Source organism: Pseudomonas chlororaphis (genome assembly GCA_001023535.1).
Classification (GTDB): Bacteria; Pseudomonadota; Gammaproteobacteria; order Pseudomonadales; family Pseudomonadaceae; genus Aquipseudomonas; species Aquipseudomonas chlororaphis_E.
Map to the genome: position 1 here is coordinate 3190371 of CP011020.1, position 13915 is coordinate 3204285.

General features: G+C 62.3%; 11 protein-coding genes. 10 read left to right on the forward strand and 1 reads right to left on the reverse strand.

Annotated features, from left to right (window positions below):
• Positions 1-4: 4 nt before the first annotated feature.
• From VM99_14150 to VM99_14195, 10 genes are all read left to right on the forward strand, one after another.
• On the forward strand, positions 5-1489 hold the full coding sequence (locus tag VM99_14150; protein ID AKK01757.1) for an alginate regulatory protein: 1485 nt from the start codon (positions 5-7) through the stop codon (positions 1487-1489).
• Between the two features lie 26 nt (positions 1490-1515).
• The gene (locus VM99_14155) at positions 1516-3105 is read left to right on the forward strand and encodes a poly(beta-D-mannuronate) C5 epimerase (GenBank protein AKK01758.1); all 1590 of its coding nucleotides are present in this window, start codon (positions 1516-1518) and stop codon (positions 3103-3105) included.
• Positions 3106-3116: 11 nt separating this feature from the next.
• A complete protein-coding gene (locus VM99_14160; GenBank protein ID AKJ99156.1) occupies positions 3117-4565 on the forward strand; it encodes an alginate O-acetyltransferase in 1449 nt (482 codons plus the stop codon).
• Between the two features lie 11 nt (positions 4566-4576).
• Complete coding sequence (algL, locus tag VM99_14165; GenBank protein AKJ99157.1) at positions 4577-5713, forward strand: poly(beta-D-mannuronate) lyase; 1137 nt, start codon at positions 4577-4579, stop codon at positions 5711-5713.
• A 186-nt stretch (positions 5714-5899) separates the two neighbouring features.
• Positions 5900-7465: a poly(beta-D-mannuronate) O-acetylase gene (locus tag VM99_14170; GenBank protein AKJ99158.1), complete on the forward strand. Its 1566-nt coding sequence runs from the start codon at positions 5900-5902 to the stop codon at positions 7463-7465.
• 11 nt (positions 7466-7476) lie between these two features.
• A complete protein-coding gene (locus VM99_14175; protein ID AKJ99159.1) occupies positions 7477-8652 on the forward strand; it encodes an alginate O-acetyltransferase in 1176 nt (391 codons plus the stop codon).
• Positions 8653-8666: 14 nt separating this feature from the next.
• On the forward strand, positions 8667-9332 hold the full coding sequence (locus VM99_14180; protein ID AKJ99160.1) for an alginate O-acetyltransferase: 666 nt from the start codon (positions 8667-8669) through the stop codon (positions 9330-9332).
• A 215-nt stretch (positions 9333-9547) separates the two neighbouring features.
• On the forward strand, positions 9548-10999 hold the full coding sequence (locus VM99_14185; GenBank protein AKJ99161.1) for a mannose-1-phosphate guanylyltransferase: 1452 nt from the start codon (positions 9548-9550) through the stop codon (positions 10997-10999).
• 160 nt (positions 11000-11159) lie between these two features.
• The gene (locus VM99_14190; GenBank protein AKJ99162.1) at positions 11160-11624 is read left to right on the forward strand and encodes a multidrug transporter; all 465 of its coding nucleotides are present in this window, start codon (positions 11160-11162) and stop codon (positions 11622-11624) included.
• Positions 11625-11660: 36 nt separating this feature from the next.
• Positions 11661-12485 carry a short-chain dehydrogenase gene (locus VM99_14195; GenBank protein AKJ99163.1) on the forward strand — a complete coding sequence of 275 codons (825 nt, stop codon included), beginning with the start codon at positions 11661-11663 and terminating at the stop codon, positions 12483-12485.
• Positions 12486-13047: 562 nt separating this feature from the next.
• On the opposite strand, the gene VM99_14200 is transcribed toward VM99_14195, so the two are convergent.
• Complete coding sequence (locus VM99_14200) at positions 13048-13911, reverse strand: membrane protein (GenBank protein AKJ99164.1); 864 nt, start codon at positions 13909-13911, stop codon at positions 13048-13050.
• Positions 13912-13915: the final 4 nt, after the last annotated feature.

A 13915-nucleotide genomic window follows, 5' to 3' on the forward strand; every position in this document is an offset into this window, starting at 1 on the left:
GCCTTTGAAGCTCAATCCTTTTGTGCAGGCCGGTATTGGCCTGACATGCGCCCTGCTCTGGTCCTGCCCGACGCTGGCCGCCCTGACTGAAACCAAGAACTTCGGCCTGGAAGTGAAGATCACCGGCCAGTCCGAAGACGACCGCGACCTCGGCACCCAGAGCGGTGGCGACGTCAACGGTATCGGCCTGGACCTGCGCCCTTGGGTCTATGGTGAAAGCGGTAACTGGAGCGCCTACGCCATGGCTCAGGCCGTGACCTCCACCGACATCATCGAAACGGACACCCTGCAACAATCCGACGGCGCCACCGAACAGACCGACAGCGGCGACCGCGAAGCCAAGAAAAGCTACCTGGCAATGCGTGAATTCTGGATTGGCTACAGCGGCCTGACCCCGTACCCGGGCGAGCAATTGAAGTTCGGCCGCCAGCGCCTGCGCAACGACGACGGCCAATGGCGCGACACCAATATCGAGGCCCTGAACTGGACCTTCGACACCACGTTGCTGCGGGCCAACCTCGGCGTTGCCGAACGCTTCAGCGAGTACCGCACCGACCTCAAGGAACTGTCGCCCAAGGACAAGGATCGCCTGCACGTCTATGGCGACGTCGGCTACCAGTGGATGCCAGGCCAGTGGGCCGGGATCCGTGCCCACCACACCCATGACAACGGCAGCCTCGACTACCCGACCCCGGGCGAGCCTACCGACACCCTGGACAAGACCCAGAACGGCGACTTGACCTGGCTGGGCCTGGAAGCCAACAGCGACGCCTACAACTGGCGCAACACCAACACCGTCAACTACTGGGCCAGCATCACCGGCATGACCGGCGACCGCGACACCGTCAATGCGCTCAATGCCGACGGCACGCGCCCGGCGCAAGCCAAGCGCAGCGATGACGTCGACGGCTGGGCCACCGACCTGGGTATCCGCCTGCGCCTCGACCCGCAATGGCAAGTCGGTGCGGCCTATGCCCGCGCCAGCGAGGACTACGAACAAAACGGTCTGCAGAGCAACCGCTCGAACTTCACCGGCACGCGCTCGCGGGTCCACCGTTTCGGCGAAGCCTTCCGCGGCGAAATGGCCAACACCCAGAGCGCCAGCCTGTTCGGCTCCTGGCAGTTGCGCGACGAATACGACGCCAGCCTGGTGTACCACAAGTTCTGGCGCGTAGACGGCAACAAGCCGGTGGGCAGCAACGGCATCAACGCCGTGCAGAACAACACCGACGACGTCACCGGCGCCATCCTGTCCACCTCGACCCTGCCGCTGCGTGACGGCGACAAGGACCTGGGCCAGGAAGTCGACCTCGTCGTCACCAAGTACTTCAAGCAAGGTCTGTTGCCTGCCGCGTTGAGCCAGTCCATCGATGAGCCATCGGCGCTGGTGCGCTTCCGTGGCGGTGTGTTCAAGCCAGGCGATGCCTACGGCAAAGAGGTCGATTCGTACATGCATCGCGCCTTTGTCGACGTGATCTGGCGCTTCTGATGCAAATGGCCATGGGAGTGCCCGAAATGAACCGCTACCTCAGGAACAGCCAGGCGATGAAAGGTTCGATCAGCCTGTTGGTCGCAGCGATGCTGCTGGCCGGCTCGCCGGCGTTCGCCAACGTTGAACCGGCGGTCAAGCCAGGCAACGTGGTCAAGGAACTGCAACGCGCCAAGACCTACACCGTCAACAGCGCGCCGACCGCGCCGCTGGAACTGGCCAAGCCGACCTTGCCCGACCTTAAGGGTTTCACCGCCGAAGCGGCCGCGGCCAAGATCGTGCGGACCAAGACCGGCAAGGTCAGCGTGCGCCGGATGATGCAGGAAAACGCCTTGAAGGACTTCATCGGCGGCGACAACAAGATGGCCGAGTGGGTGGTGCGCCAGCACGGCATCCCCCAGGCCATCTTCCTCGACGACGGCTACATGAACCTCAAGGACGTGGCCAAGAAGGTGCCCAAGTACATCATCGAGACCTCGCCCGGTGTCTACCTGGCGAAGATCCCGATCGTGGTCGGCCAGAAAGGCATCCTGGAAATCGACAAACAGACCCAGGAACTGCGCCTGTCCCAGGAGGGCGGCTCGTTCCTGGTCAACGATGGCCAGATGTTCATCCGCGACACCAAGGTCACCGGCTGGCGTGAAAAGGACAACGGCCCCGCCACGTTCCGCTCGCCCAAGGAATTCCGTCCGTTCCTGCTGTCCTGGGGCGGCACCGAGACCTACATCGTCAATACCAAGATGGCCAGCTTCGGTTACTCCAACAGTAAGTCGTACGGGGTGAGTATTTCCCAGTACACGCCGAACATGGCCAAGGTCCTCAAGCGTCCGGAACCGACCGGCTGGATCATCGGTTCCGAGTTCTCGGACATGTGGTACGGCTTCTACTGCTACGAGACCCGCGACTTCGTGGTCAAGAGCAACACCTACAAAGACAACATCGTCTACGGCATCGACCCCCACGACCGTTCCCATCGGCTGATCATCGCCGACAACACGGTCTACGGGACGAAGAAGAAGCACGGGATCATCATTTCCCGTGAGGTCAACGACAGCTTCATCTTCAACAACCGCAGCTACGACAACAAGCTCTCGGGCCTGGTGATCGACCGTAACAGCGTCAACAACATCATTGCCTACAACGAGATCTACAAGAACCACACCGACGGCATCACCCTCTACGAGAGTGCCGACAACCTGTTGTGGGACAACAAGGTGATCAGCAACCAGCGTCACGGCATCCGGATTCGTAACAGCGTGAACATCCGCCTCTACGAAAACGTATCCATGGCCAACGGCCTGACCGGGATCTACGGCCACATCAAGGACCTGTCCGACACCGACCGCGACATCAAGCTCGACCCGTTCGACGCCGAGGTTTCGCTGATCGTGGTGGGTGGTGAACTGGCTGCCAACGGCAGCGGCCCACTGTCCATCGACTCGCCCTTGAGCGTGGAGCTGTACCGCGTGTCCATGCTCGCGCCGACCAAATCCAGCGGCATCAGCTTCACGGGAATCCTGGGTGAACGCCAGGATGAAATTCTCGACCTGCTGGTGCGCCAGCAGAAAGCCGTGCTGATCGACCCTGTCGAAAGCCAGACCGAATTGCGGGACTGAGGATGACCTTTATGAACCCACAGATGATCAAGCTTCTGGGCCTGTCCGCCCTGACTGCCGGCATTCTCGCCGCCACCTCGGGCGCGCGCGCCGATGAAATCCAGGCACCGACCTTCACGGCCGAGCCTTGCTGCAACCTGTGCCCTGCGGCCCACGATGCGAAGAACTACACCACGCGCTACCAGCAGAACTTCACCACGCTGGTCCAGGCCCAGGGCGACTGGCTGTTCCGGACCCAGGAAGACCTGCGTACCGAGTTCAACACCACCCCGGCCGGCTACAAGCGCCTGCAACAATTGCATGACGCGTTCAAGGCCAAGGGTGTCGAACTGGTGCTGGTCTACCAGCCGACCCGTGGCCTGGTGAACCGCAACAAGCTCAACCCCCAGGAGAAGGCCAGTTTCGATTTCGACAAGGCCCTGACCAACTACAAGACCATGCTGGGCCGCTTCGCCCAGATGGGTTACGTGGTGCCGGACCTGTCGCCGCTGACCAACGAAAACCTGCCTGAAACCCTCCCGGCCCACGACTTCTACTTCCGTGGCGACCAACACTGGACGCCTTACGGTGCCCAGCGCACGGCCAAGATCGTTGCCGAGAAGGTCAAGCAGCTCCCGGCCTTCGCCGACATTCCCAAGCGTGAATTCGAGACCAAGAAGTCCGGCCGCATGGGCAAGACCGGCACCCTGCACAACATGGCCGGCCAACTGTGCGGCACCAGCTATGCCATCCAGTATATGGACCAGTTCACCACCGAGCCGAAGGGCGAGGCTGGTGACGGCGACCTGTTCGGTGATTCCGGCAACCCGCAGATCACCCTCGTGGGCACCAGCCACAGTGGCAAGAACTACAACTTCGCCGGTTTCCTGGAAGAAGCCATCGGCGCCGACATCCTCAACGTGGCCTTCCCCGGCGGCGGTTTCGAGGGCGCCATGATCCAGTACCTGGGCAGCGAAGAGTTCCAGAAGAACCCGCCGAAGATCCTCATCTGGGAGTTCTCGCCGCTGTATCGCCTGGACCAGGAAACCATCTACCGCCAGATGATGGCGTTGCTCGACAACAACGGCTGTGAAGGCAAGCCGGCGCTGATGAGCAGCAAGACCGCCCTCAAGCCGGGCAAGAACGAATTGATGGTCAATAGCAAGAATATGGACCTGCGTAACAGCAGTCACCAGATCGACATCCGCTTCGCCGATACCTCGGTGAAAACCTTGCAAGCCACCCTCTGGTACATGAATGGGCGCCACGAGGATATCAAGATCGAAAAACCGGATACCTCCGAAACCGACGGGCGTTTCGCCTTCCAACTGCGCACCGACGAAGACTGGGCTTCCCAGAACCTGCTGGCCCTGGAAGTCCAGGGGCCTGAAGCCGGTGCAGCCCCTCTGCAGGTGGAAGCGAAAGTCTGCAAACGCAACGCATCTGTGCAAGCCGAACAAACGGCTCAGATCGGACAATGAGGTCTCGTCTCATGACCAGAACCACGCATACCCGAACGTTGAAAACACTGCTGGCACCGTCCCTGCTGACCCTGGCGATGTTCGCCGGGGCCACGCAGGCGGCGGCCCCGCTGCGCCCGCCACAGGGCTACTTCGCACCGATCGAGAAGGTCAAGGTGGGCGAAGCCTCCCAAGGCTGCGATGCCACCCCGACGCCCTACACCGGTTCCCTGCAATTTCGCAGCAAGTACGAGGGCTCCGACAAGGCCCGCGCGACCCTGAACGTGCAATCGGAAAAAGCCTTTCGCGACAGCACCGCCGACATCACCAAGATCGAGCGCGGCGTCAGCAAGCAGGTGATGCAATTCATGCGTGACGGTCGCCCGGAACAATTGGAATGCACCCTGAACTGGCTGACCACCTGGGCCAAGGCCGATGCGCTGATGTCCAAGGACTTCAACCACACCGGCAAGTCCATGCGCAAATGGGCCCTGGGCAGCATGGCCTCGGCCTATGTGCGCTTGAAGTTCTCCGAGTCGCGGCCACTGGCCAACCATCAGGAACAAGCGCAACTGATCGAAAGCTGGTTCAGCAAGATGGCCGACCAGGTGGTCAGCGACTGGGACAACCTGCCGTTGGACAAGACCAACAACCACTCGTACTGGGCCGCCTGGTCGGTGATGGCCACCTCCGTGGCAACCAACCGCCGCGACCTGTTCGACTGGGCCGTCAAGGAATACAAGGTCGGGGTCAACCAGGTCGACGCCGACGGCTACCTGCCCAACGAACTCAAGCGCAAGCAACGGGCCTTGTCGTATCACAACTATGCCCTGCCGCCGCTGGCGATGATCGCCAGTTTCGCCCAGGTCAACGGTGTCGACCTGCGCCAGGAAAACAACGGTGCCCTCAAGCGGTTGGGTGACCGGGTGCTGGCCGGGGTGAAGGACCCGGAGATCTTCGAAGAGAAGAACGGCGAAGAGCAGGACATGAAGGATTTGAAGGTCGATTCGAAATTCGCCTGGCTCGAACCGTTCTGCAGCCTCTACAGCTGCCCCGAGGATGTGCTGGAACGCAAGCATGAAATGCAACCGTTCAAGACATTCCGCCTCGGCGGGGACTTGACCAAGGTGTATGACCCGGCCAACGAAAAAGGCAGCAAAGGTTCGTAGACACACTCGAAACCCTGTGGGAGCGAGCTTGCTCGCGAAAGCGCTCTGACATCCAGCATCGATGTCGACTGACACACCGCCTTCGCGAGCAAGCCCGCTCCCACAGGGTCATCACTCCCCGGTTTTCATGGGGGGGTTTGGGGGGGCTCTGGCCCTTGACTGTTGATTCAACATGGAGAGATCGGGATGGTATTTTCATCCAATGTGTTCCTGTTCCTGTTCTTGCCGATCTTTCTCGGCCTGTATTACTTGAGCGGGCAACGCTATCGCAACCTGCTGCTGCTGATTGCCAGCTATGTGTTCTATGCCTGGTGGCGGGTGGACTTCCTGGCCTTGTTCGCCGCCGTCACCCTGTGGAACTACTGGATCGGCCTGAAGGTCGGCGCCGCCGGCGTGCGGACCAAACCGGCCCAGCGCTGGCTGTTGCTCGGCGTGGCAGTGGACTTGTGCATCCTGGGCTACTTCAAATACGCCAACTTCGGCGTGGACAGCCTCAATGCGATCATGACCAGCTTCGGCCTGGAGCCGTTCATCCTGACCCACGTGCTGTTGCCGATCGGGATCTCGTTCTACATCTTCGAGTCCATCAGCTACATCATCGACGTCTATCGCGGTGACACCCCGGCCACCCGCAACCTGATCGACTTCGCGGCGTTCGTGGCGATTTTCCCGCACCTGATCGCCGGCCCCGTGTTGCGCTTTCGCGACCTGGCCGACCAGTTCAACAACCGCACCCACACCCTGGACAAGTTCTCCGAAGGCTGCACGCGCTTCATGCAGGGCTTCATCAAGAAAGTGTTCATCGCCGACACCCTGGCGGTGGTGGCCGACCATTGCTTCGCCCTGCAGAACCCGACCACCGGTGACGCCTGGCTCGGTGCGCTGGCCTACACCGCGCAGTTGTACTTCGACTTCTCCGGCTACAGCGACATGGCCATCGGCCTGGGCCTGATGATGGGTTTCCGCTTCATGGAAAACTTCAAGCAGCCCTACATCAGCCAATCGATCACCGAGTTCTGGCGCCGCTGGCACATCAGCCTGTCCACCTGGCTGCGCGACTACCTCTACATCACCCTGGGCGGTAACCGCAAAGGCACGTTGATGACCTACCGCAACCTGTTCCTGACCATGCTGCTCGGTGGCCTGTGGCACGGTGCGAACATCACCTACGTGATCTGGGGCGCCTGGCACGGCATCTGGCTGGCCATCGAGAAGGCCGTGGGCATCAACACCACCCCACGCACCATCAACCCGATCCGCTGGGCATTGACCTTCCTGCTGGTGGTCATGGGCTGGGTGATTTTCCGTGCCGAGAACCTGCACGTGGCCGGTCGCATGTACGGCGCCATGTTCAGCTTCGGCGACTGGTCGCTGTCGGAACTGACCCGCGCCAACCTCACCGGCCTGCAGATCGCCACGCTGGTGGTGGCCTACGTCACCCTCGCCTTCTTCGGCCTGCGCGACTTCTACACCAACCGTCCGCCGGTCAAGGCCAAGCCTGAAGTGAACACCGAGGCCAACGGCCCGGCCACCGCCCAACCGGGCCTGATCAAGGCCGTACCAGGCGACAACCCGTCGGCTATCCACGAACCCGGCTACACCGTCGGTGTCGAAGCCCAGGTGCAACCGGCCTACTGGACCGTGGACTGGTCGCGCTACGTGATGCGCGCCCTGGTACTGCTGCTGTTCATTGCCTCGATTCTCAAACTCTCGGCGCAAAGCTTCTCGCCGTTCCTTTACTTCCAGTTCTGAGGGATCTGAACATGACCCGCTCATTACGCATCTTCTATGTCACGCTGTTCATGGTGATCCTGACGGCCCTGGGTCTCTGGTCGATGCGCAGCTTCTTCGGCTTCAACACCAACCCGGACGCGACCGTGCTCAACGGTCGCTGGGCCAAAGCCGTGGAAACGCACTACGACGACGAGTTCCCGATCAAGCGCCTGGGCACCAACATCTGGGCCGCGCTGGACTACAAGCTGTTCAACGAAGGCCGCAAGGGCGTGGTCCTGGGCCGCGACCAGTGGCTGTACAGCGACGAAGAGTTCAACCCGATCGTCAACGAAGAGCTGAACCTGCAAGGCAACTACGCGCTGGTCGAAGGCGTGCGCCAGAAGCTCAAGGAACAAGGCGTGACCCTGGTCATGGCGATCGTGCCGGCCAAGGCGCGGCTGTACCCCGAGCACCTGGGTGAAGTGAAGCCTTCGAGCATTCACGCCAACCTCTACCAGGATTTCCACAGCCGCGTGGCGGCTGACAAGATCCTCGCGCCCGACCTGCTTGGCCCCCTGCAACAGGCCAAGCAAAGCGGCCAGCAAGTGTTCCTGCGCACCGACACCCACTGGACTCCGGAAGGTGCCCAGGTCGCGGCCGAGCACATCGCCAAGGCGATTGCCGAACGCACGCCGCTGGAAGGCCAGCCACAGCGTTTCGTGACCGAGCCCGCGGAGAAAATCACCCACAAGGGCGACCTGCGCCAGTTCCTGCCACTCGATCCATTGTTCGAGAACCTGATGCCAGCCCAGGAGCCGCTGGTCAAACGCAACACCCGCGAAGCCGACGACCAGCCGGCCGAAGGCGACGCGCTGTTCGCCGATGCCCAGGTGCCCGTGGCCCTGATCGGCACCAGCTACAGCGCCAACCCCAACTGGAACTTCGTCGGTGCCCTCAAGCAAGCCCTGCACAGCGACGTCGTGAACTACGCCGAAGACGGCCACGGCCCGATTCTGCCGATGCTCAGCTACCTCAAGAGCGACGCCTTCAAGAACAGCCCGCCACAGGTGCTGATCTGGGAGTTTCCTGAACGTTACCTGCCTGTGAACAACGAAATCGGCGACGCCGACCCGCAGTGGGTCGCAGAGCTCAAGCAAGCCGGCGCGCGTCAACAGAACGTAGCCGCCAACACCCCATCCGAGACGCCCGACCGGGCGCAAAACTGAAAGAGAGGTCCACCATGACTTTCAACACTACTCCTCGCCGTCTCGCCGCTCGCTCCTTCAAGGCTGTCGCCCTCGTCGCCAGCATGAGCGCCCTCTCGCTCTCCGCCTTTGCCGGTGACTCGGCCCTGTACGGCCCAGTCGCGCCAAAAGGCTCGAGCTTCGTGCGCATCTACAACGCCAGCAACGCCGAAGTCAGCGCCACCGTCGGCAGCACCAACCTCAACGACGTGGCCCCACTGGCCAGCAGCGACTTCAGCTTCATGCCTGGCGGCGACTACAGCGCCAAGGTCGGCAGCCAGACCGTCCCGGTCAAACTGGCTCCCGATCACTATTACACCCTGGTCAACAACGCCAGCGGCCAGCCTCAGCTGATCGAAGAACCACCGTTCAAGAACAAGCAGAAGTCCCTGGTGCGCGTGCAGAACCTCAGCGACAAGGCTCTGACCCTCAAGACCGCCGACGGCAAGACCGAAGTGGTCCCGAACGTGGCGGCCAAAGGCCGTGGCGAGCGTGAAATCAACCCGGTGAAAGTAAGCCTGGCGCTGTTTGAAGGCGACAAGAAAGTCGGCGACCTCAAGCCTGTGGCCCTGGAGCGTGGCGAAGCCGCCGTGCTCTACGTCACCGGTTCCGGCAGCAGCCTGTCGCCGGTATGGGTGAAACGCCCAGTGTCGACCCGCTGATGAATTCACCTGATTGACGCTGTGCCCCTGTGGGAGCGGGCTTGCTCGCGAATACGGTCTCACATTCAACATTGATGTTGGCTGAAACACCACTTTCGCGAGCAAGCCCGCTCCCACCCTGAATTGGGGTGTCAGTCGGGCACGGAATAAAAACAAGAGTGAAACGACAGAACGCAGTAGCTCTATAACCATTACGCTTCAAAGGAGTAACACACATGATTCCGGTGATCTTGTCAGGTGGTAGCGGCTCACGTCTTTGGCCGCTTTCGCGCAAGCAATTCCCTAAACAGTTCCTGGCCCTGACCGGCGAACACACCCTGTTCCAGCAAACCCTCGAGCGCCTGGTGTTCGAAGGGATGGACACGCCGATCGTGGTCTGCAACAAAGACCACCGTTTCATCGTCAACGAGCAGCTGGCAGGCCGCAACCTGGAAGCCCAGCGCATCCTGATGGAGCCATTCGGGCGCAACACCGCCCCGGCCGTGGCGCTGACCGCGATGATGCTGGTCAACGAAGGCCGCGACGAGCTGATGCTGGTGCTGCCGGCCGACCACGTGATCGATGACCAGAAGGCCCTGCAACGCGCCCTGGCCCTGGCCACCGTGGCCGCCGAGCGAGGCGAAATGGTGCTGTTCGGCGTACCCGCCACCAAACCGGAAACCGGTTATGGCTACATCAAGTCGACCAACGACGCGCTGCTGCCTGAAGGCGTGAGCCGCGTGTCGCACTTCGTCGAAAAACCCGACGTCAAGCGCGCCACCGAGTTCGTCGAGGCCGGCGGCTACTTCTGGAACAGCGGCATGTTCCTGTTCCGCGCCAGCCGTTTCCTGGAAGAGCTGAAAAAGCACGATCCGGACATCTACGACACCTGCCTGCTGACCCTTGAGCGCAGCGAGCAGACCGCGGACACCATCACCTTCGACGAAGCCACCTTCGCCTGCTGCCCGGACAATTCCATCGACTACGCGGTAATGGAAAAAACCCAGCGCGCCTGCGTGGTGCCGCTGTCGGCGGGCTGGAGCGATGTCGGCTGCTGGGCGTCGCTGTGGGAAGTCAATCCCAAGGATGCCGACGGCAACGTCACCAAGGGCGACGTGGTGGTCCAGGACAGCCGCAACTGCATGATCCACGGCAACGGCAAGCTGGTGTCGGTGATCGGCCTGGAGAACATCGTGGTGGTCGAGACCAAGGACGCCATGATGATTGCCCACAAGGACAAGGTCCAGGACGTCAAGAAGATGGTCAACACCCTCAACGCCCAGGGTCGTACCGAAACTCAGAACCACTGCGAAGTGTATCGTCCGTGGGGCTCGTATGACTCGGTGGACATGGGTGGTCGCTTCCAGGTCAAGCACATCTCGGTCAAGCCGGGCGCGTGCCTGTCGCTGCAGATGCACCACCACCGTGCCGAACACTGGATCGTGGTCAGCGGCACCGCCGAAGTGACCTGCGACGAGAACGTGTTCCTGCTCTGCGAGAACCAGTCGACCTACATCCCGATCGCGTCGGTCCACCGCCTGCGCAACCCGGGCAAGATCCCGCTGGAAATCATCGAAGTGCAGTCCGGTAGCTACCTGGGCGAAGACGACATCGAGCGCTTCGAGGACATCTACGGGCGTTCCACTCCCGTCGAACGTGGCGTGTCGGTGAAAACCATCGCGCAATAACACCGGGCAAGACAAAAAGTCCCCATCCAGGCCACTGCGTCCCCTATCCGCAGTGGCCTGGGTGGGGGCTTTTTTTTCATTGCGGTCCTGGCACGCATCAGCGCTTCGCCACCGCCGTTGCGTTCGGTAGGATGTGACGACGGTATCGGAGGCTTCCACCATGCTTATCGGCGTCTTGCTGGTCATCACCTGGCTCATCCTGTTGCTGCGCTACCCGGCCAAGGCGTTGCCGGTGTCCCTGGCCGCGTTCGTCGGGCTGGGCCTGGTGGCGGCGTGGGTGCTCTGGCAGGAAAACCGCGAGAACCGCCAGCTCGATCGCCTGGAGCTGCGCATCACCTATGCGCCCGAGCGCTGCCCCGCCGACCGTCCACTGTCGCTGAACCTGAACAACGGTAATGACGTGCCGTTGACCGAGCTGTACTGGCAGGTCGCAGCCTACGCCCCCGGTGATACCCTCAACCTGGCCGACAATCCCTACGATGCACCGCGCTATCGTGGCCCCGGCGAACTGCAACCGGGCGCCAGCTGGCAGGACTGCCTGCCGCTGCCGCCACTGCGTCCGGGCTATCGTGCGCAGAGCCTGGAGTTTCGCGCCGAGCGATTGCACGGTAGTTTCTCCAACTGATTCCACGCCTCCACTTTCTTGCACAAGGAATGCACCATGCCTGTCGCGTTGATCACCGGATGTTCCAGCGGCATCGGCCGCGCCCTGGCGGATGCCTTCAAGACCGCCGGGTATCAGGTCTGGGCCAGTGCACGTAAAGCTGAGGATGTGGCGGCGCTGAGCGCCGCCGGGTTTACCGCTGTTCAGTTGGACGTGAATGATGGCGCGGCGCTGGAGCAGTTGAGCGAGCGGATCAACCAGCAGCACGGCGGCCTCGATGTGCTGATCAACAACGCCGGCTATGGCGCCATGGGCCCGTTGCTCGACGGTGGTGTGCCGGCCATGCAGCGCCAGTTCGAGACCAATGTGTTCGCCATCGTCGGCGTGACGCGCGCGCTGTTTCCGGTACTGCGTCGGGCCAGGGGGTTGGTGGTGAACATCGGCAGCGTTTCCGGGGTGCTGGTCACGCCGTTCGCAGGCGCCTACTGCGCCTCCAAGGCCGCCGTGCATGCGTTGAGCGATGCCTTGCGCATGGAGCTGGCGCCGTTCGGCATCCGGGTCATGGAGGTCCAGCCCGGCGCCATCGCCTCCAGCTTCGCCAAGAACGCCGGCCATGAAGCCGAACAGCTGCTCACCGAACGATCACCCTGGTGGCCCCTGCGCGACGGCATCCGCGCCAGGGCCAGGGCCTCCCAGGACAACCCGACCCCAGCCGACGAATTCGCCGCCGGACTGCTCAAGGCCGCCCAACAACCCAAACCACCTCGCCTGCTGCGCCTGGGCAACGGCAGCCGGGCCTTGCCCTTGATGGCGGGCTTGCTGCCCAAGGGGTTGCTGGAGAAGGGCTTGAGGAAGCGGTTTGGCCTGGGGGGCTCGCTTTAACGCCGGGCATTTTTTGGGGCGGCTGCGCCACCCAGCGGGAGCAAGCTCCCTCGCCACGGGGACCGCGACGGCCACAAACCTCCCGGCGGCTGCCACAGGAGGGGGGTGGTTTGGGTGCAGATTTGGCCTCAGCCCCGGCTCTATTGTGGGAGCGGGCTTGCCCGCGAAAGCGCCTGCACAGCCACCATCAATGCCAACTGACCCACCGCCTTCGCGAGCAAGCTCGCTCCCACAGAAGGATTGTGGTTCGGGCGCAGATTTGGCCTCAGCCCCGGCTCTATTGTGGGAGCGGGCTTGCCCGCGAAAGCGCCAGCACAGCCACCGTCAATGCCCACTGAACCACCGCCTTCGCGAGCAAGCTCGCTCCCACAGGAGGATTGTGGTTTGGGCGCAGATTTGGCCTCAGCCCCGGCTCTCTTGTGGGAGCGGGCTTGCCCGCGAAAGCGCCAGCACAGCCACCGTCAATGCCCACTGAACCACCGCTTTCGCGAGCAAGCTCGCTCCCACAGATTTCGTGGCACGCCACAAATCCACATACACCACAAAATCCCTGCTCCCACAGTCACCGCTCGGCCTGGTTTTCGACCACTACGGTGCAGGTCATCCCCGCTGCCAGCAACACGCCCTCGGGCACTTCATCGAGGTGGATGCGCACCGGCACCCGCTGGGCCAGGCGCACCCAGTTGAAGGTCGGGTTGACGTCGGCGATCAGCTCGCGGCTTTGCGGGTTGTCGCGGTCGTAGATGCCGCGGGAGATGCTTTCCACGTGCCCCTTGAGCACCTCACCGCTCATCAGTTGCAGCTGCGCCGGATCGCCGATCCGCACCTTGGGCAGCTTGGTCTCCTCGAAGAAGCCGTAGACCCAGAACGAGTTCATGTCCACCACGGCCATTTTCGCTTCGCCGATGCGCGCATAGTCGCCACGGTGGACGTTGAGGTTGGTCACGTAGCCGTCCACCGCCGCACGAACTTCGGTGCGCGTCAGGTTCAACTCGGCGGCCTCCAGTTGCGCCTGGGCGTGCTGGTAATCGGCCAGGGCCGAGTCGGCGATGTTGCTCGCGTCGTCGCGGTTTTCCCGGGAGATCACCAGGCTGTCGAGGTCGGCACGGCGATGGGCGTTGACCTTGCGCATTTCCCAGGTGGCCTTGCGTGACGCCACCAAGGAACGGGCCTGCTTGACCGCAATGCGATAGTGCTCGGGGTCGATGCGCATCAGCAGGTCGCCCTTGCTCACCCGCTGGTTATCGCGCACCGCCACCTCGACCACTTCACCACTGACATCGGCGGCGACGTTGACGATGTCGGCCCGCACCCGGCCATCTCGGGTCCAGGGCGTGTTCATGTAGTGCTCCCACAACGCACGGCCGATCCACAGCGCCAAGGCCAGCACCAGCAGCGTCGCAAGCAGGCTGAAAAACTTTTTCATCGCA